This window comes from Fredinandcohnia quinoae, assembly GCF_022427965.1.
GTDB classification, from domain to species: domain Bacteria; phylum Bacillota; class Bacilli; order Bacillales; family Bacillaceae_L; genus Ferdinandcohnia; species Ferdinandcohnia quinoae.
In genome coordinates this window covers 103,128-122,625 of record NZ_JAKTTI010000006.1, presented here as the reverse complement: position 1 = coordinate 122,625, position 19,498 = coordinate 103,128, and the positions used below count along the sequence as shown (strand labels likewise).

Genomic DNA, 19,498 nt, shown 5'->3' with positions numbered 1-19,498 from the left:
TTTGTATAATCTAATCTAGTGTAGTCCGTTCAATAAAGGAGAATTTTGATGAACAAAGATGAAAGACTGAAGAGACAAGCAAAGATACGAAATTTCTCAATCATTGCTCATATAGATCATGGGAAATCTACATTAGCAGATCGAATTTTAGAGAAGACAGGTGCATTAACACACCGTGAAATGAAAGACCAATTGCTAGATTCTATGGATCTGGAAAGAGAACGTGGGATAACAATTAAATTAAATGCTGTTCAATTAAGATATAAAGCGAAAGATGGAGAAGAATACATTTTTCATTTAATTGATACACCAGGACACGTAGACTTTACTTATGAGGTATCCCGAAGCCTAGCTGCATGTGAAGGTGCAGTTTTAGTAGTGGATGCTGCTCAAGGAATTGAAGCGCAAACGTTGGCTAACGTTTATTTAGCACTAGATAATGAATTGGAAATCATCCCAGTTATTAATAAAATTGATTTACCAAGTGCCGATCCGGAGCGAGTAAGAACTGAAATTGAGGATGTAATTGGCCTTGACGCATCAGATGCTGTCCTTGCATCAGCAAAGGCGGGAATTGGGATTGAAGATATACTTGAACAAGTTGTAGAAAAAGTCCCTGCACCTCAAGGTGATCCAGATGCCCCACTACAAGCACTTATTTTTGATTCATTATATGACCCATATCGTGGAGTTGTAGCCTATATTAGGGTGGTTCAAGGAACTGTTAAACCAGGTGACAAGATTAAAATGATGGCAACAGGGAAAGAGTTCGAAGTTATTGAGGCTGGTGTGTTTACACCGAAGTCTACCTTACGAGATGAACTAACTGTCGGGGATGTAGGATTTTTAACAGCTGCAATTAAAAATGTTGGTGATACTCGAGTAGGGGACACCATTACAAATGCTAAAAACGGTGCGGTTGAGCCGCTACCAGGTTATAGACGCTTAAATCCAATGGTTTTCTGTGGGTTGTACCCTATCGATACAGCGAAATACAATGATTTACGGGAAGCATTGGAGAAGTTAGAATTAAATGATGCTGCTCTTCAATTTGAACCAGAAACATCACAAGCGTTAGGTTTTGGTTTCCGTTGTGGTTTCCTAGGATTATTACATATGGAAATCATTCAAGAGCGTATCGAAAGAGAATTTAATATTGATTTAATTACAACTGCACCAAGTGTTATCTATGATGTATTTATGACAGATGGTACAGATTTGCGAATTGATAATCCGTCTAATATGCCTGATCCACAAAAAATTGACAGAATTGAAGAACCATATGTAAAAGCAACGATGATGGTGCCAAATGATTTTGTGGGAGCTGTTATGGAGCTTTGTCAAAATAAGCGTGGGTCCTTTATTGATATGCAGTATCTTGATGAAAATAGAGTGAGCATTGTCTATGAAATTCCTTTAGCAGAGATTGTGTATGATTTCTTCGATCAACTCAAGTCTAATACAAAAGGATATGCATCATTTGATTATGAGTTAATTGGATATAAACCTTCGAAGCTTGTTAAAATGGACATTTTACTAAATGCAGAAAAGGTAGATGCTTTATCATTTATTGTGCATCGTGATTCGGCGTATGATCGTGGTAAAATAATTGTAGAAAAACTTAAGGAGCTAATCCCTAGACAGCAGTTTGAAGTGCCGATCCAGGCAGCTGTTGGTCAGAAAATAATTGCTCGTTCAACAATCAAGGCAATGCGTAAAAACGTTCTTGCCAAATGTTATGGTGGAGATATTTCACGTAAGCGTAAGCTACTTGAAAAACAAAAAGAGGGTAAGAAACGAATGAAACAAGTCGGTTCAGTCGAAGTCCCTCAAGAAGCATTCATGGCCGTATTGAAAATGGATGACAGCAAATAAAAAACTAATGACCGCAGAATTTCTGCGGTTTTTCAATTTACAGCTAAGAAAGTGGTGATTTTATGGTACAAGCTGCATATCTTCATATTCCGTTTTGTGAACAAATTTGTCATTATTGTGATTTTAATAAAGTTTTTTTTCAAGGACAACCTGTTGAGGAATATTTACAGGCAATGGACACTGAATTAAGAAATACGGTTGAATCACATCCACCCCAAAATTTAAAAACGATTTTTGTTGGTGGTGGTACCCCAACAGTATTAACGATGAAGCAGCTAGAACAATTTCTTACAAGTATTAATCAATATTTACTCCCAAGACAGCCTAATTTAGAATTTACATTTGAAGCGAATCCTGGTGATCTTCCGAAGGAAAAGTTGCAGCTATTAGCAGATGCGGGTGTCAATCGAATTAGCTTTGGAGTTCAAACATTTGATGATCAGTTGCTAGAGAAAATTGGTAGGACACACCGCCGAAAAGATGTTTTTCAAACGATAGAATTTGCAAAAGAAGTAGGATTTAAAAATATTAGCATTGATTTGATGTACGCGTTACCTACTCAAACATTGGAGAGTTTCAAAGATTCACTTGATATTGCATTCAGTCTTGAAGTTGAACATTTTTCAGCTTATTCACTTATTATTGAGCCAAAAACAGTCTTCTATAATTTAATGAGAAGAGGAAAGCTACACTTACCTGGTGAAGAAAATGAGGCGTGTATGTATGAATTATTGCTTGAAGAGATGTCCAAACATAATTACAGTCAATATGAAATAAGTAATTTTGCAAAAAAAGGCTTTGAAAGTCAGCATAATCTAACATATTGGAATAACGAGGAATATTATGGGATCGGTGCGGGTGCACATAGTTACATTGGAGGAAAGAGAATTTCAAATGCAGGCCCGATTAAAAAATATATGTCAAATATTGCTGAGACAGGTTTTCCGTATGTCGAAATTAATCAAATATCGGTTAAAGAAAAAATGGAAGAAGAATTATTTCTAGGATTGCGTAAAATAGAAGGGGTTTCCATCAGCCATTTTTATGAAAAATTCGGCAAAAGTATTTTTGATATTTTTCAAGAGCAAATTAATGAACAAATTAAGAAAGGCTTAATAGAGGAAAGCAATGGATTTATTAGGTTAACACATCAAGGAAAATTTCTTGGAAATGAAGTTTTTCAAGCGTTTTTACTATAATCTTAATCGTTGACAATAGGAGTGGGATTTGGTAAATTATTTTTAGAATTAGCACTCGCTATTGAGGAGTGCTAACAGAGGTGATGTTCCTTGCTAACAGATCGACAGCTATTAATACTTCAAGTTATTATTGATGACTTTATTAGATCTGCACAGCCTGTAGGGTCGAGAACATTGTCGAAAAAGGATGAGATTGTTTTTAGCTCGGCAACCATTCGCAATGAGATGGCAGATTTAGAAGAACTTGGATTCATTGAAAAAACCCATAGTTCATCAGGTAGGGTCCCTTCTGAAAAGGGGTATCGTTACTATGTTGATCATTTAATATCACCAAGCCGATTAACTCAGAAGGACAAACAAGAGATAAAGTCAATTTTTGCAGAGCATATTTATGAACTGGAGAAAATTGTTCAAAAATCAGCTCAGATCCTTTCTGATTTAACGAATTATACTGCTATTGTATTAGGACCTGCATTCAAAGAGAATAAGGTAAGAAAATTGCAAATTGTCCCGATTAATCAAGATACAGCAGTGGCTATAATCGTAACGGATAATGGACATGTAGAAAATCGGACAATTAGTTTTCCTGGTTCAATTGATCCATCCGATATTGAAAAAATGGTTAATATTCTTAACGACAGACTTGTTGGGGTGCCATTGACAGAGCTAACGAATAAAATTTATAAAGAAGTTGTTTCCTTGTTAAAAATGCATATTCGCAATTATGACAGTATGCTCGAAGTGCTCGATCGCACTTTTACCCTTCAAGCTGAAGATAAAGTGTATATTGGTGGAAAAACAAATATACTAAGTCAGCCAGAATTTCATGATATTAATAAAATTCGAACACTATTAACAATGATTGATAGTGAACATGAATTCACCAAGCTTTTACGGACGAGTAAAGAAGGTATAAATATTAAAATTGGTCATGAGAATAATAACATTGCGATGAATAATTGTAGTTTAATAACGGCTTCTTATTCAGTAGGGACTGATCACTTAGGTTCAATTGCTATATTGGGGCCAACAAGAATGGAATATTCTCGTGTGATAAGTTTACTACAACTAATGAGTCAAGACTTTACTAAGGTTCTTACAAAGCTATATCAAAATGAATAAAAGTAATAATCATTAGTTAAGGTTGGGATATCCATTCTTAACTAATGATTACGATTGTTGTGGTTGTTCCATTTAAGGGAGGTGAAATAATTGGCTAACGAGAAAGAAATACTAAAAGATGAAGCGATTGAAGAAAATGATGTTGTTGAAACAATTGAACAGGCTGAGGCTGAACTAGTAGAAGAAAGTGAAATTGAAGAATCACAAGATGAGCTTTCGAAAGCCAATGAAAGAATAGCTGAACTTGAAGCGAAGCTTAGTGACGCAGAAAATCGAATTTTACGTAATCAAGCTGACTTTGAAAATTATAAACGCCGTGTTCGTTTGGATCAGGAATCAGCTACTACATATAGGGCACAAAGTTTAGTGAATGATTTATTACCAGCACTCGATAATTTTGAACGAGCTTTGCAGGTAGAAGCAAAAGATGAACATTCTAAATCAATTTTGCAAGGAATGGATATGGTATATCGTGGAATTGTTGAAGCACTTAAAAAAGAAGGTGTTGAAGCAATTGAATCAGTAGGTGTACAATTTGACCCGCATTTCCATCAAGCAGTCATGCAGGTTGAAGAAGCTGATGCTGAATCAAATATCGTATTAGAAGAGTTTCAAAAAGGATATAAGTTAAAGGATCGTGTACTGCGTCCTGCAATGGTTAAGGTAAATCAGTAAATTAATCGAGTGAATCGAAATTAGGAGGTTTTTTCCTTGAGTAAAATCATAGGTATAGACTTAGGTACAACTAACTCATGTGTTGCTGTGATGGAAGGTGGGGAAGCAAAGGTAATTCCTAACCCAGAAGGTAATCGTACAACTCCATCGGTTATTTCATTTAAAAATGGTGAAAGACAAGTCGGTGAGGTTGCGAAACGTCAAGCAATTACTAACCCGAATACAATCATGTCAATTAAACGTCATATGGGTACTGATTACAAAGTTGATGTTGAAGGTAAGCAACATACACCACAGGAAATGTCTGCAATTATTCTTCAGTATTTAAAATCATATGCTGAAGAATATCTTGGTGAAAAGGTGACAAAGGCTGTTATTACAGTTCCTGCTTATTTCAATGATGCAGAACGCCAAGCAACAAAGGATGCAGGTAAAATTGCTGGATTAGAAGTTGAACGTATCATTAACGAACCAACAGCTGCTGCACTTGCTTATGGATTAGAAAAAACAGATGAAGACCAAACAATCCTCGTATATGACCTAGGTGGTGGTACATTTGATGTATCAATCCTAGAACTAGGTGATGGTGTATTTGAGGTTAAATCAACTGCTGGGGATAACCGTCTTGGTGGAGATGATTTTGACCAAGTCATTATCGATTATTTAGTAGAGCAATTCAAGAAAGATAATGGAATTGACCTATCAAAAGATAAAATGGCAGTACAACGTTTGAAAGATGCAGCTGAAAAGGCGAAAAAGGATCTATCAGGTGTAACATCTACTCAAATCTCCTTACCGTTTATTACAGCTGGTGAAGCTGGCCCGTTACATTTAGAGGTTAGCTTAACACGTGCTAAATTTGATGAGTTATCTGCTGATCTAGTTGAAAGAACAATGGGACCAACTCGTCGTGCATTAAAAGATGCAGGTCTTTCACCTAGTGAAATTGATAAGGTTATTCTTGTTGGTGGTTCAACACGTATTCCTGCCGTTCAAGAAGCAATTAAAAAGGAAACTGGAAAAGAACCACATAAAGGCGTTAACCCTGATGAAGTAGTTGCTCTTGGTGCAGCAATTCAAGGTGGAGTATTAACTGGTGATGTTAAGGATGTTGTATTATTAGACGTAACACCGCTATCACTTGGAATTGAAACAATGGGTGGAGTATTTACAAGACTAATTGATCGTAATACTACAATTCCAACTAGCAAATCACAAGTATTCTCAACCGCTGCTGATAACCAAACAGCCGTTGATATACATGTATTGCAAGGGGAACGCCAAATGGCTGCAGATAATAAAACATTAGGACGTTTCCAATTAACGGATATTCCACCAGCACCACGTGGAATTCCTCAAATTGAAGTAACGTTTGATATTGATAAAAACGGTATTGTGAATGTACGTGCGAAAGATTTAGGTACGAATAAAGAACAAGCTATTACAATCCAATCTTCTTCAGGCTTATCTGACGATGAAGTAGAACGCATGGTACGTGAAGCTGAGGAAAATGCAGATGCTGATAAAAAACGTAAAGAAGAAGTTGAATTACGTAATGAGGCAGACCAACTCGTTTTCACAACTGAAAAAACTTTAAAAGATCTTGAAGGTAAAGTTGATGAAGCAGAGGTTGCAAAAGCGAATGAAGCGAAAGATGCTTTAAAAGCAGCAATCGAGAAAAATGACCTTGAAGAAATCCGTTCGAAAAAGGATGCTCTTCAAGAAATCGTCCAACAGCTTTCAGTGAAGCTTTATGAAGAAGCAGCTAAAGCAGCTCAGGCAGCTCAAGGTGCTGAAGGTGGAGCAGACACTGGAAAGAAAGATGACGATGTAGTCGATGCAGAATTTGAAGAAGTAAAAGACGATAAATAGAAAAGCGTAAGGCGCCTGCCTATCGGCGACAAGCAAATGTTCTGTGGCAAAAAAAGTCGCACTTTGACTTTTGTTGACACAGGTTATTTGACCTCGAGCCGATGGCGCCTGAAGCTATATAAACAAGATTTATGAAAAGTCGAAGTCAGGCATGTCTTGGCTTTGACTTTTTTTCATTAATGGAATGTTTATTGCCTTTTATCTTATAACAGTGATAAAATATTCTTTATGTGAATAATGCGGGAGTGGATTTAATGAGTAAAAGAGATTTCTATGAAGTACTTGGGGTTTCGAAAAATGCTTCAAAGGATGAGATAAAAAAAGCATATCGAAAATTATCAAAAAAATATCACCCCGATATTAATAAAGAAGCAGATGCTGCTGATAAATTTAAGGAAGTTAAGGATGCGTATGAATCACTAAGTGATGATAATAAGCGTGCTCATTATGACCAGTTTGGTCACACAGATCCAAATCAAGGCTTCGGTGGCTTTGGAGGTGGAGCTGACTTTGGTGGCGGCTTCGGCTTTGAGGATATCTTCAGTTCCATTTTTGGTGGTGGTACAAGACGTAGAGATCCAAATGCACCACGTCAAGGAGCTGACTTACAATACACGATGACGCTAACCTTTGAGGAGGCAGTCTTCGGGAAAGAAACTGATATCGAAATACCACGAGAAGAAGAGTGTAATACATGTGCTGGTACTGGTGCAAAATCAGGTACTAAGCCAGAAACATGTTCTCATTGCCATGGAACAGGTCAGTTGAATGTAGAGCAAAATACTCCAATTGGTAGAATTGTTAATAGAAGGACATGTCACCACTGTAGCGGTACAGGTAAAATCATTAAAAATAAATGTTCAACCTGTGGTGGATTGGGTAAAGTTAAAAAACGTAAGAAAATTAATGTGAAAATTCCAGCCGGAATCGATGATGGTCAACAATTACGTGTAACCGGACAAGGTGAACCTGGAATAAATGGTGGCCCTCCTGGAGATTTGTATGTTGTATTCCATGTTAAATCACATGAATTCTTTGAACGTGATGGTGATGACATTTATTGTGAAATGCCTCTGACATTTGCACAAGCATCATTAGGTGATGAAATTGAAGTTCCGACACTGCACGGAAAAGTGAAATTGAAAATTCCTAGTGGTACCCAAACAGGTACTAAATTTCGTCTTCGTGGAAAAGGAGTTCCAAATGTTCGGGGATATGGTCAAGGCGACCAACATATACAAGTACGCGTAATTACACCAACAAAGTTAACGGAAAAACAGAAGCAATTACTTCGAGAGTTCTCTGAAATTAGTGGAAATGAAGCACCTGATGAGCAGCATGATAGTTTTTTTGCAAAGGTAAAAAGAGCCATAAAAGGCGAATGATTGACAATAAGGATTGGAGTTGGTAGTTATGAAATGGTCTGAAATTAGCATTCATACGACACAGGAAGCGGTGGAACCCATTTCAAATATTTTACACGAAGCTGGTGCCAGTGGAGTTGTAATCGAGGATCCGTTTGACTTAACAAAGGAACGGGAAGATGTTTTCGGTGAAATCTACCAACTTAATCCAGATGATTACCCAGAAGAAGGGGTAATTGTTAAGGCATATTTACCTGTAAATAGTTTTTTAGGTGAAGCGGTAGATGAAATTAAAGAAGCAATCAATAATCTATTACTATTTGATATTGATTTGGGGCATAACAATATCACGATAAGTGAAGTGAATGAGGAAGAATGGGCAACCGCTTGGAAGAAATATTATAATCCTGTTAAAATTTCCGAGAAGTTCACAATTGTTCCTACTTGGGAAACTTATGAGCCAGTAAGTAGTGACGAATTAATAATTGAATTAGATCCAGGAATGGCATTTGGTACAGGAACACATCCAACGACAGTAATGAGTATACAAGCATTAGAGCGTACTGTTAAGAATGGTGATCAAATTATTGATGTGGGTACAGGTTCAGGTGTCCTTAGTATTGCAGGTGCCATGCTGGGAGCCTCCAAAATAGAAGCACTTGACTTGGATACTGTTGCTGTGGAAAGTGCAAAGATAAATGTTAAATTAAATAAAGTTCAAGAGATTGTCACTGTTTCGCAAAATAATCTACTTGAAAATATCGAGGGTACTGTCGATATAGTAGTTGCGAATATTTTAGCAGAAATTATTTTACGCTTTATTAATGATGCAGCTCGAGTATTAAAGCCCAATGGTTATTTTATCGTCTCAGGTATTATTAATACTAAGAAACAGGAAGTTAAGGACGGTTTATTGAAGGCTGGCTTCTTAATTAATGAGATCATGCTTATGGAAGATTGGGTTGCAATCATTGCGAGGAAAAAGTAAAAAAAGATGATGTTAGTTTTTCAGGTGGTGGCTGAATGCAAAGATATTTTGTCGATAAATTTGAAGAATCAAGTACGATAATTACAGGTGACGATGTTCATCATATCATCCGTGTAATGAGAATGGATGTAGGCCATCAAATTATTTGCTGTGATCCTAATGGGAAGGTAGCTCGCTGCACGATTACTGAAATTTCCAATGATGTTGTTTTTGTAAATGTTGTAGAATGGATAGAGAAATCTAACGAGCTCCCAATTAAAGTTACAATAGCGAGTGGGTTGCCTAAAGGGGATAAACTTGAATATGTCATCCAAAAAGGGACCGAGCTTGGTGCAAGTGAGTTTGTCCCTTTTATTGCTGCTCGCTCAGTCGTAAAATGGGATGAGAAGAAGGGATTAAAAAAGGTGGAGCGATGGAATAAAATTGCGAAAGAAGCAGCAGAGCAATCACATCGAACTATCATACCTTCCGTTCATGAAGCTCTTTCATTAACTGACTTACTTACATATAGTCAGTCATACGATTATAAATTAATCGCATATGAAGAAGATGCAAAAAGTGGTGAAAAATCAAAGCTTGTTCGATTATTTAATGAACTAGTTGAGGGTCAATCTCTCCTTGTTGTAGTAGGACCTGAGGGTGGCCTTAGTGAAAAAGAGGTAAGTAGGCTAGAGGAAAATGGTTTTCTTACCTGTAGTTTTGGTCCAAGAATTTTACGAACTGAAACAGCACCTTTATATGTATTATCAGCTGTTTCATATTATTTTGAATTAGCGAGGTGACTAACATGTCATTAGTTGCGTTTCATACTTTAGGTTGTAAAGTAAATCATTATGAAACAGAAGCAATTTGGCAGCTTTTTAAAGAAGCAGGCTATGAACGCACAGAATTTGAGAGTACAGCAGACGTATATGTAATTAATACATGTACTGTGACGAACACTGGTGATAAGAAGAGTAGACAGGTTATTCGGAGAGCGATTAGAAAAAATCCTGATGCTGTTATTTGCGTCACAGGATGTTATGCACAAACTTCACCAGCTGAAGTCATGGCAATACCTGGAGTCGATATTGTTGTTGGAACTCAAGATCGAGTTAAAATGCTTGAATATATAGATCAATATAAACAAGAACGTCAGCCAATAAATGGTGTTGGAAATATCATGAAAGCACGTGTATTTGAAGAGCTAGATGTTCCTGCATTTACTGATCGAACACGTGCTTCATTAAAAATTCAGGAAGGCTGTAATAATTTCTGCACCTTCTGTATTATTCCATGGGCTAGGGGCTTAATGCGTTCTAGAGATCCTGAAGAAGTAGTTAAACAAGCACAATCCTTAGTCAACGCTGGTTATAAGGAAATTGTCCTAACTGGAATCCATACTGGTGGTTATGGTGAAGATATGAAGGATTATAACCTAGCAGCCTTATTAAGAGACTTAGAGCAAAAGGTAATTGGTCTTAAGAGAATTCGTATTTCTTCAATTGAAGCGAGTCAAATTACAGATGAAATTATTGAAGTTCTTGATCAATCGAAAAAAATCGTTCGTCATCTTCATGTTCCACTTCAATCAGGCTCAAATTCTGTCTTAAAAAGAATGAGACGCAAATATACAATGGAATTCTTTGCTGAACGATTGATACGCTTACGTGAAGCTTTACCAGGCTTAGCATTAACCTCTGATCTTATTGTTGGTTTTCCTGGTGAAACAGAAGATGAGTTCATGGAAACGTATAATTTCGTAAAAGAGCATCATTTTTCGGAACTTCACGTATTCCCATACTCAAAACGTACTGGAACACCAGCAGCTCGAATGGAAGAACAAGTAGATGAAGACGTAAAAAATGAACGTGTACATCGCTTAATTACTTTATCAGACCAACTTGCTAAGGAATATGCTTCCAAGTATGAAGGTGAGGTTTTAGAGGTAATTCCGGAGGAAATCGATAAAGATAATCTGAATAGTGGATTATATATTGGATATACCGATAATTACTTAAAGGTTAAATTTAATGCAACAGAAGATATGATTGGAAAGATTGTAAAGGTGAAAATCAACAAAGCTGGTTATCCTTATAATGAAGGCCAATTCGTGAAGGTTGAAGAGGATTTATCTTTACACGCAACGAAAACAACAGCATGAATATAAAAAAGATAGTCTACATTTAGTATGTGGACTATCTTTATTTTTTTTCCTACTAACACATACTATGATAGTAAAGTATTTCATTAGTAGTCATCCTGAACTAACCATGATATGATGTAAGAGGTACGTACAACCAAGCTTGGAAGGAGTTTTATACATAATGAATAATATCGCAAAATTAATTGACCACACTGCATTAAAAGCAGATACAACAAAGAATCAAATTATCACACTATGTGAAGAAGCTAAGGAGTATGGATTCGCATCCGTATGTGTGAATCCTACATGGGTAGAAATGGCTGCTGGACTACTCGCTGGTACAGAAGTCAAGGTTTGTACTGTTATCGGTTTTCCTTTAGGTGCAAATACTCCTGAAACAAAGGCATTTGAAGTATCAAACGCAATTCAAAATGGAGCAACAGAAGTTGATATGGTAATTAATATCGGGGCTCTTAAGGATAAAAATGATGAATTAGTTGAGAAGGATATTCGTGCTGTTGTTGAAGCTGCAAAAGGTAAAGCATTAACTAAGGTGATTATTGAAACAAGCCTATTATCTGAAGAAGAGAAAGTAAGAGCTTGTGAGCTTGCAGTAAAAGCTGGTGCAGATTTTGTTAAAACATCTACCGGTTTCTCAACTGGTGGTGCAACAGTTGAAGACATCAAATTAATGCGTAAAACTGTAGGACCAGATCTAGGTGTGAAAGCATCTGGTGGAGTTCGCGATGCAAAAGGCACACAAGACATGGTTGAGGCTGGTGCTACAAGAATCGGTGCCAGTGCTGGCGTCTCAATCGTTAAAGGTCTATCTGGTACATCAGATTATTAAGTTAGAAAAAGCAACCTGTTGTGAAGGGTTGCTTTTTCTATGCGCTTCTATGTATCCTTGTAATGAACGAAGCTAGTAATCCTGTAAATGGTAGTATCATTATAGAGGTCAACACATTAAAGATGAGACTCACATGAGCAATTTGTACATCGGGAAGTGCAGTTAACATGGAAGCAATTCCACCAAGACTATTTATAAATGGAAAAAATAAGACGACACCAAAAAGATTTACCCATATATGTGTATATGCTGCTAACTTTGCCTCATGTTTAGACCCAATACTTGCAATATAAGCCGTAACACATGTACCGATATTGGCACCTAAAAGGATTGCGATTCCAGCATTTAATGATAGAAGTTGTTCATTCATAAAGCCCATAATTATACCTGTTGTTGCCGTACTTGACTGAATAATCGCTGTTATTAAAGTTCCGATCCCGACACCTAATAACCCACTCTCATTCGTATGTTGAAAAAAGGAATGAATGGCTGGAAATAATGAAATTGGTTTTGCAAGCTGTTCAAACCCATTCATAGCGACAAACATACAGCCCAAACCAAATAAAAATGCTCCAGTACTAAAGATTTGCTGATTACGGATAAAAAAGCATAGGAAGCCAATCAATAGCATCGGTACAATACCTGCGTATATATCAAAGGTAATAAGTTCAGTTGTAAAGGTAGTCCCAATATTTGTGCCGAGAATAATTCCAATTGATTGTCTAAAGGTTAAATAACCAGTTGCAATTAACCCAACGACAAGAACCATCACAGCAGAACTACTATGGATAATTGCTGTAATAATTGTACCAGTTAACATTCCTTTAAAAGGATTACTCGTAAAACGTATCAGCCATTCTCTAATTTTATCTCCTGTTAAATTATAAAGCCCAGTTCTCATAACTGTCATACCAAAAATAAAGATTGCTAGGAAAACTGCGAATAACGAAACCAATTCAATCATTCTTTTTTTCACCCCTTACACCTATTGTATGGACAAGGTTTTATGAAAATGACACCAATTCCAATGATTAGTAGATGAAATAAGTTGACCTAAAATAACTCATATATTATAATTGCAAGGTACATGTTTAAATTTTTGCCATGACATTCCATTGTCAGGCATTTTGGAGATTGTTATCTAACATGTGTCCGAATTAGTTAGTGGTTGTTTTGGAGGGAGGGAATTAGAATGTCAAAAACGGTCGTTCGTAAAAACGAATCGCTTGAAGATGCTCTTCGCCGTTTCAAACGTACTGTATCAAAATCAGGTACTATACAAGAAGCAAGAAAGCGCGAATTCTATGAAAAGCCTAGCGTAAAGCGTAAGAAGAAATCTGAAGCTGCTAGAAAGCGCAAATTCTAAAAGAGGGTGTAGTTTTATGAGTCTTCTCGAGCGTTTAAATAATGATATGAAACAGGCGATGAAGAATAAAGAGAAAGATAAATTATCTGTTATTCGAATGGTGAAAGCTTCACTTCAGAATGAAGGCATTAAGCTTGGAACTAGTGATTTATCCGAAGACGCAGAATTAACTGTTCTTACTCGTGAATTAAAACAACGGAAAGATTCCCTCCATGAATTTAGTAACGCTGGTCGTGAAGATCTTGCTAATAAAATTCAAACTGAAATTGAGATATTGGAAGTGTACTTACCGAAACAATTATCCGAAGATGAACTTTCAGAGATTGTTAAGGAAACAATTGTTGAGGTTAGTGCTGCTTCAAAAGCTGATATGGGCAAAGTAATGGCGGCGATTATGCCTAAGGTCAAAGGTAAGGCTGATGGTTCACTCGTCAATAAAATTGTACTACAGCAATTATCTTAAAGGAAAAACACCTTACATTCCGTAAGGTGTTTTTTTTTACAATACTGAAACTTCTTTCCAGTTAAAACGTAATACATACTATAAGACTTGAAGGGGGGAAATCTGTGAAAAAGGTTAGAGTGCTCTTATTTTTATCTTTTATTATTCTGCCATTATTAGTAGTCTTTATTCCTAATAAAGGGTATAGTGCAGCAGATCAGGTTGTATACGTAATACCTGTTGAGGAGACGGTTGAAATAGGATTGGCTGCTTTCATTGACCGATCAATAACAGAAGCTGAAGATAAAGGTGCGGATCTGATTATTATGGAGATCGACACCTTTGGAGGGGATGTCAAGGCATCGAAAATGATTGGAAAACGAATGCATCAAACAGATATACCAATTGTGGCTTTTGTAGCAAATAATGCTGCTTCTGCCGGATCGTTTATCGCCCTTAATGCTGACAAAATTTATATGACAGATGATGCTAATATGGGGGCAACAATGGTCATTGACGGAGAAGGAAATGCAGCAGATGACAAAACAGTGTCCTATTGGAAATCAGCAATGCGTGGTGCAGCAGAAAATACAGGTCGTGATCCGATATATGCACTTGCAATGGTAGACAAAGAAATTGATTTACCTAAGTACGGTGCTAAAAAAGGAGATTTACTAACATTAACTGCAGATCAAGCATTAGAGGTTGGCTATGCGGAAGGAATTGTTAAAGACAGAGCAGCCCTTATCAATGAGCTTGGCTATGAAGACGCATATGTTGATTATGCAAAGGTGAGCGTTGCTGAAAACATTGCTCGTTTTCTAACACATCCGGTTGTCATACCAATCCTATTATCGATTGGTAGTCTTGGATTAGTTGTTGAGCTTTATTCACCTGGATTTGGAATACCGGGTATTATGGGACTATCATCTTTATTTTTATTCTTCTATGGTCATACTGTTGCTGGCTTAGCTGGTAAGGAGTCTATCATTTTATTTATAATTGGGGTCGTCTTAATCCTATTGGAATTCGTGCTCCCGGGGGGGATAATAGGTTTGATAGGTTTAGGTGCTATATTAACAAGTTTTTTCCTAGCTGGAAGCAGTATTTGGATAATCGGATTATCGTTACTTATTGCTTTAATTGTAACGATCATAGGAATTATTATATTGGTTAAGGTTTTCGGTAAAAGACTACATGTATTCAAAAAAATTATTTTATTTGATTCAACCAGTACAGATAGTGGCTATGTTTCAAATAAGAATAGAACTGAATTAATCGGTCTACAAGGTTATGCAATGACAACTTTAAGACCAGCTGGTACAGTGGTCATTAATGATGAAAGAATTGATGTAGTTACTGAAGGCGGTTATATTGAACGTGACCAAAAAATTGAAGTTATCAAAGTAGAAGGTTCACGAATTGTTGTACGTGAATTACCTACTAAACATATAAAATAGGAATTAGGAGGAAAGAGAAATGCCAGAAGGAATGTTATTAATTTTATTAGCAGTTGCGTTAGGAATCATTTTTTTAGCAATCTTTTTTACATTTGTACCTGTAGCACTATGGATTTCTGCATTAGCAGCCGGAGTAAAAGTAGGTATCTTCACCCTTATAGGAATGAGGTTACGTCGTGTTATTCCAAATCGAGTAATCATGCCATTAATTAAAGCGGTTAAAGCTGGTCTTGATCTTAGTACAAACCAGCTAGAAAGTCACTATTTAGCCGGAGGAAACGTGGATCGTGTTGTTAATGCATTAATTGCCGCGCAACGCGCAAATATTGAATTAACGTTTGAACGTGCAGCTGCGATTGACCTTGCTGGACGTGACGTATTAGAAGCAGTTCAAATGAGTGTTAACCCGAAAGTAATTGAAACACCATTTATTTCTGGGGTAGCGATGGATGGTATTGAAGTAAAAGCGAAGGCAAGAATTACAGTGCGAGCAAACATTGACCGATTAGTTGGTGGAGCGGGGGAAGAAACTGTTATCGCCCGTGTTGGTGAAGGTATTGTAAGTACAATTGGTTCTCAAGTTGATCATAAGAAAGTTCTTGAAAATCCAGATATGATTTCGCAAACAGTGCTTTCAAAAGGTCTAGACTCAGGTACTGCCTTTGAAATTCTCTCGATTGATATCGCGGATATTGACATCGGTAAAAACATTGGTGCCGGTCTTCAAACAGACCAAGCTGAGGCTGATAAAAAAATTGCACAAGCGAAAGCCGAAGAACGTCGTGCAATGGCTGTTGCAAGCGAACAAGAAATGCGTGCTCGAGTAGAAGAGATGAAAGCAAAAGTTGTTGAGGCAGAGGCAGAGGTACCACTTGCAATGGCGGAAGCTTTACGTTCAGGTAATTTAGGTGTTATGGATTATATGAACTTGAAAAACATCATGGCAGATACTGACATGAGAGATTCTATAGGGAAGAGTACTGATCAGCTTGATGATTTAGAAAAATAATTAAACCTCAAAATTTGGAAGGAGGTTTATGAAGAATGGATCAAATAATTGAATATGTAATGGGAAATAGTTGGATGATACTTATTTTAATCGGAATAATCTCCAGTGTATTTAGCCGATTTGGTAAAAAGGAATCGGAATCAACTACACCAATACCAATTCCCAAGCCTTTAAGACCATTTTTCGAAGAAGAAATTGAGAAGCCAAAGGAAGCAACTAAGCAGTTACATGAACCAAATACTACTCATGTTGAGGAAGTAACGGTTATTGAAAATACGAATAATTTATACCAGAAATATCTTGAATTGCAGGACAAAAACTCAGTTGAAAATTCCCAGGTAAGAGAAGATACTTCTCAAGTTATATCTGAGTCTCTAGTGAGTAAACGGCAAACAAATAAAAGGATTTCAAAAAATAAGGTGGCGGAAGGAATCATTTGGTCAGAGGTCTTAGGACCACCACGATCAAAAAAGCCATTTCAGAGAAGAAATAATCGAATTTAAATTGCGACATTCATTTCGCTAGTACCATAGATAATATCAGTTCTATGAACTCTTTTTCACTCATAAACATGAGATGAAAGGGGGTTCTTTTTTATGCCGAAAAATTTAAAACAGCGTATGAAGAGTTGGATTACAAATAAGATGGAACTTCCCGCTGATGTCATAATGGACTTACCGAGGATCACGATGATTGGGCAATTACATATTTACATCGAAAACCATAGAGGGCTATTAACTTTTTCCGATCAAGAGGTTCGGTTACTACTGAAACAAGGACAACTTCTAATAAAAGGTAAATCATTTGTCATTAAGACGATTCTTCCTGAGGAAATTATGCTTGAAGGAAAAATTGAACATGTTCATTATCTAGATAACTAGTCGGCTAGGAGGATATAGATGAAAAATCATTGGACCCACTTTTTTGGTGGCAGTGTAAAGGTTGCGATAACAGGGAAGGGGATAGAACGCTTCATTAATGAATGCGTTCGGCGAAATATTATTGTCTGGGAAGTAAGGAAACAAGGAAGTCATACGTTAAGTTTTTCGATGTATTTAAAGGATATTTCAAAAATACGCCCAATTGTTCGTAAAAGTGATTGTAAACTCCGCTTTATTGAAAGAAAGGGTCTCCCATTTTTAATTCGTAAAACGGTTCTTAACAGTGGATTTCTAATTGGTGCAGTTGGCTTTTTTGTTATCATTATCCTATTATCAAATATGGTGTGGGGCATAAAGGTTGATGGTGCGAAGCCTGAAACAGAACACTTAATTTTAAAAGAACTTAAAAGGATGGGAATTGAAAAAGGTAAGCTTCAGTTTTTTTTGGAAGACGTAGAGTCAATCCAGAGGCATCTCACAGATAATATTAATGATATCACGTGGATTGGTGTAGAGTTAAATGGGACGACCTATCATTTGGAAGTAGTCGAAAAGAACCAACCAGAGCCAGCAGAGCACTTAAGTCCAAGAAATATCATTGCTAAAAAGAATGCAATCATTACAAGAATGTTTGTAGAAGAAGGCAAACCATTAGTAACAGAGCATGATTATGTTAATAAGGGAGATATATTGGTATCCGGTAAAATCGGCAAGGAAGGTGAGGAGAAGCTTGTACCAGCAAGAGGAAAAATTTTTGGCGAAACATGGTACAAGTATACACTAGAGGTTCATCTTTCAACGAAATTAAATGTTTTTACTGGGGATAGTAATCATAAACATTATCTTCAATTTGGAGACTTGGCTTTACCAATCTGGGGTTTTAAAAAGAATGAATATCAGGAATTTGAAACAGAAAAGTATAAGCATAATGTTAAGTTTTTTAAATGGGAGTTGCCAATTGCATATTCCAAAAAAGTCATTAGAGAATCAGAAGAGGTGGAAAGAAAATATTCGGTTGATCAAGCTATAAAAGAAGCTGTAAAAGACGGTAGAAAAAAATTGGAGAATGAATTAGACAATGATGCTGAAATTATTGGAGAAAAAGTTTTGCGTCATTCCGTTAAGAATGGTAAAGTTAAGGTGGAAATAAAATATGATGTGATAGAGAATATTGTTAGCACGATACCATTAGTTCAAGGAGACTAAGGATGTCTGAAGAATTAGTAATGATTAAACAACAAATAGAGAATCCAAATGAAGCTATTCACTTATTTGGAAATAATGACTTACATCTTAAAAGAATTGAAGAAGAATTAAATATTTCGATTATTACACGTGGTGAAACATTACATGTCTCCGGCCAAGTGGAAAGTGTTCAGCTTGTGGAAGATATATTAGAGAAACTATTAGCCATAATCCGAAAAGGAATAACAATTAATGAAAGAGATGTAATTTACGCGATTCAAATGGCTAAATCAAGTAAGCTTGATGCGTTTGAAGAACTTTATAATGAAGAGGTTACTAAAAATGCAAAAGGTAAGTCGATTCGAGTCAAAACACATGGGCAGCGTCAATATGTTGCTGCAATAAAAAAACAAGACCTCGTTTTTGGAATTGGCCCTGCAGGAACAGGAAAAACTTATTTAGCAGTTGTTATGGCTGTAAATGCGTTAAAAAATGGTCAGGTTAAAAGAATTATTTTAACACGACCAGCTGTTGAAGCGGGTGAGAGTTTAGGATTTTTACCAGGAGATTTGAAGGAAAAGGTGGATCCTTATTTGAGGCCATTGTATGATGGCTTGCATGATGTATTAGGTGTTGAGCACACAGAGAGATTAATTGAACGAGGTACAATCGAGATTGCTCCCCTTGCATATATGAGAGGGCGTACCCTTGATGATGCATTTGTAATTCTGGATGAAGCTCAAAATACCACTCCTGCACAAATGAAGATGTTTTTGACACGACTTGGATTCGGGTCTAAAATGGTTATTACTGGCGATGTTTCACAAATTGATTTGCCAAAAGGGGTTAAATCAGGTTTGAATGCTGCAACACATATCTTGAAAGAAGTATTTGGTGCTGCTTTTATATATTTAGAACAATCAGATGTTGTACGTCATCCCCTCGTTGCAAGAATTATTGAAGCATATGAAAGGGCTGAACAATAAGGCTTCTTAGGACCCATCAATTACATGGGTCTTTTTTACCATCTGTGTACATGGAAATAACTGGTGTTGTATCCATCTGATGTAGTAAAGAAAAAGGAG

19 protein-coding genes are annotated in these 19,498 nt (G+C 36.6%); 18 read left to right on the top strand and 1 reads right to left on the bottom strand.

Translation table 11 applies throughout. From position 1 onward, the window contains the following. Window positions 1-48: 48 nt before the first annotated feature. From lepA to deoC, 10 genes are all read left to right on the top strand, one after another. On the top strand, window positions 49-1,875 hold the full coding sequence (lepA, locus tag MJG50_RS06620; protein WP_240253873.1) for a translation elongation factor 4: 1,827 nt from the start codon (window positions 49-51) through the stop codon (window positions 1,873-1,875). A gap of 62 nt (window positions 1,876-1,937) precedes the next feature. Then, entirely contained in the window at window positions 1,938-3,074 is a 1,137-nt protein-coding gene (gene hemW / locus MJG50_RS06615; protein ID WP_240253868.1) for a radical SAM family heme chaperone HemW, read from the top strand. A 90-nt stretch (window positions 3,075-3,164) separates the two neighbouring features. After that, window positions 3,165-4,196 carry a heat-inducible transcriptional repressor HrcA gene (gene hrcA, locus MJG50_RS06610; RefSeq protein ID WP_240253867.1) on the top strand — a complete coding sequence of 344 codons (1,032 nt, stop codon included), beginning with the start codon at window positions 3,165-3,167 and terminating at the stop codon, window positions 4,194-4,196. A gap of 90 nt (window positions 4,197-4,286) precedes the next feature. Further along, a complete protein-coding gene (gene grpE / locus MJG50_RS06605) occupies window positions 4,287-4,871 on the top strand; it encodes a nucleotide exchange factor GrpE (RefSeq protein WP_275695519.1) in 585 nt (194 codons plus the stop codon). A gap of 36 nt (window positions 4,872-4,907) precedes the next feature. Further along, window positions 4,908-6,743, top strand: a complete 1,836-nt coding sequence (dnaK, locus tag MJG50_RS06600; RefSeq protein WP_240253863.1) for a molecular chaperone DnaK — start codon at window positions 4,908-4,910, stop codon at window positions 6,741-6,743. Between the two features lie 254 nt (window positions 6,744-6,997). Beyond that, window positions 6,998-8,128, top strand: coding sequence for a molecular chaperone DnaJ (gene dnaJ / locus MJG50_RS06595; RefSeq protein ID WP_240253861.1), 1,131 nt, complete (start codon window positions 6,998-7,000; stop codon window positions 8,126-8,128). Window positions 8,129-8,156: 28 nt separating this feature from the next. Continuing rightward, window positions 8,157-9,095: a 50S ribosomal protein L11 methyltransferase gene (gene prmA, locus MJG50_RS06590; protein ID WP_240253859.1), complete on the top strand. Its 939-nt coding sequence runs from the start codon at window positions 8,157-8,159 to the stop codon at window positions 9,093-9,095. Between the two features lie 35 nt (window positions 9,096-9,130). After that, window positions 9,131-9,877, top strand: a complete 747-nt coding sequence (locus tag MJG50_RS06585; protein ID WP_240253850.1) for a 16S rRNA (uracil(1498)-N(3))-methyltransferase — start codon at window positions 9,131-9,133, stop codon at window positions 9,875-9,877. A gap of 5 nt (window positions 9,878-9,882) precedes the next feature. Further along, a complete protein-coding gene (mtaB, locus tag MJG50_RS06580) occupies window positions 9,883-11,238 on the top strand; it encodes a tRNA (N(6)-L-threonylcarbamoyladenosine(37)-C(2))-methylthiotransferase MtaB (protein WP_240253849.1) in 1,356 nt (451 codons plus the stop codon). A gap of 163 nt (window positions 11,239-11,401) precedes the next feature. Continuing rightward, window positions 11,402-12,070, top strand: coding sequence for a deoxyribose-phosphate aldolase (deoC, locus tag MJG50_RS06575; protein WP_240253846.1), 669 nt, complete (start codon window positions 11,402-11,404; stop codon window positions 12,068-12,070). A gap of 37 nt (window positions 12,071-12,107) precedes the next feature. Here the strand turns inward: deoC and MJG50_RS06570 are convergent, their stop codons facing one another. Beyond that, window positions 12,108-13,034 carry a Na/Pi symporter gene (locus tag MJG50_RS06570; RefSeq protein ID WP_240253845.1) on the bottom strand — a complete coding sequence of 309 codons (927 nt, stop codon included), beginning with the start codon at window positions 13,032-13,034 and terminating at the stop codon, window positions 12,108-12,110. 228 nt (window positions 13,035-13,262) lie between these two features. Here MJG50_RS06570 and rpsU point away from each other — a divergent pair, with 228 nt between their 5' ends. From rpsU to MJG50_RS06530, 8 genes are all read left to right on the top strand, one after another. Continuing rightward, window positions 13,263-13,436, top strand: a complete 174-nt coding sequence (gene rpsU, locus MJG50_RS06565) for a 30S ribosomal protein S21 (protein WP_015595024.1) — start codon at window positions 13,263-13,265, stop codon at window positions 13,434-13,436. A gap of 16 nt (window positions 13,437-13,452) precedes the next feature. After that, a complete protein-coding gene (locus tag MJG50_RS06560) occupies window positions 13,453-13,899 on the top strand; it encodes a GatB/YqeY domain-containing protein (protein WP_240253844.1) in 447 nt (148 codons plus the stop codon). A 104-nt stretch (window positions 13,900-14,003) separates the two neighbouring features. Then, window positions 14,004-15,338 carry an NfeD family protein gene (locus tag MJG50_RS06555; protein WP_240253839.1) on the top strand — a complete coding sequence of 445 codons (1,335 nt, stop codon included), beginning with the start codon at window positions 14,004-14,006 and terminating at the stop codon, window positions 15,336-15,338. 19 nt (window positions 15,339-15,357) lie between these two features. Further along, on the top strand, window positions 15,358-16,347 hold the full coding sequence (gene floA, locus MJG50_RS06550) for a flotillin-like protein FloA (RefSeq protein WP_240253835.1): 990 nt from the start codon (window positions 15,358-15,360) through the stop codon (window positions 16,345-16,347). Window positions 16,348-16,382: 35 nt separating this feature from the next. After that, a complete protein-coding gene (locus MJG50_RS06545) occupies window positions 16,383-16,850 on the top strand; it encodes a YqfB family membrane protein (RefSeq protein WP_240253830.1) in 468 nt (155 codons plus the stop codon). A gap of 93 nt (window positions 16,851-16,943) precedes the next feature. Next, window positions 16,944-17,228 carry a sporulation protein YqfC gene (gene yqfC / locus MJG50_RS06540; protein WP_240253828.1) on the top strand — a complete coding sequence of 95 codons (285 nt, stop codon included), beginning with the start codon at window positions 16,944-16,946 and terminating at the stop codon, window positions 17,226-17,228. 18 nt (window positions 17,229-17,246) lie between these two features. Next, entirely contained in the window at window positions 17,247-18,434 is a 1,188-nt protein-coding gene (gene yqfD / locus MJG50_RS06535; protein WP_240253826.1) for a sporulation protein YqfD, read from the top strand. Window positions 18,435-18,436: 2 nt separating this feature from the next. Beyond that, the gene (locus MJG50_RS06530) at window positions 18,437-19,399 is read left to right on the top strand and encodes a PhoH family protein (RefSeq protein ID WP_240253825.1); all 963 of its coding nucleotides are present in this window, start codon (window positions 18,437-18,439) and stop codon (window positions 19,397-19,399) included. Window positions 19,400-19,498: the final 99 nt, after the last annotated feature.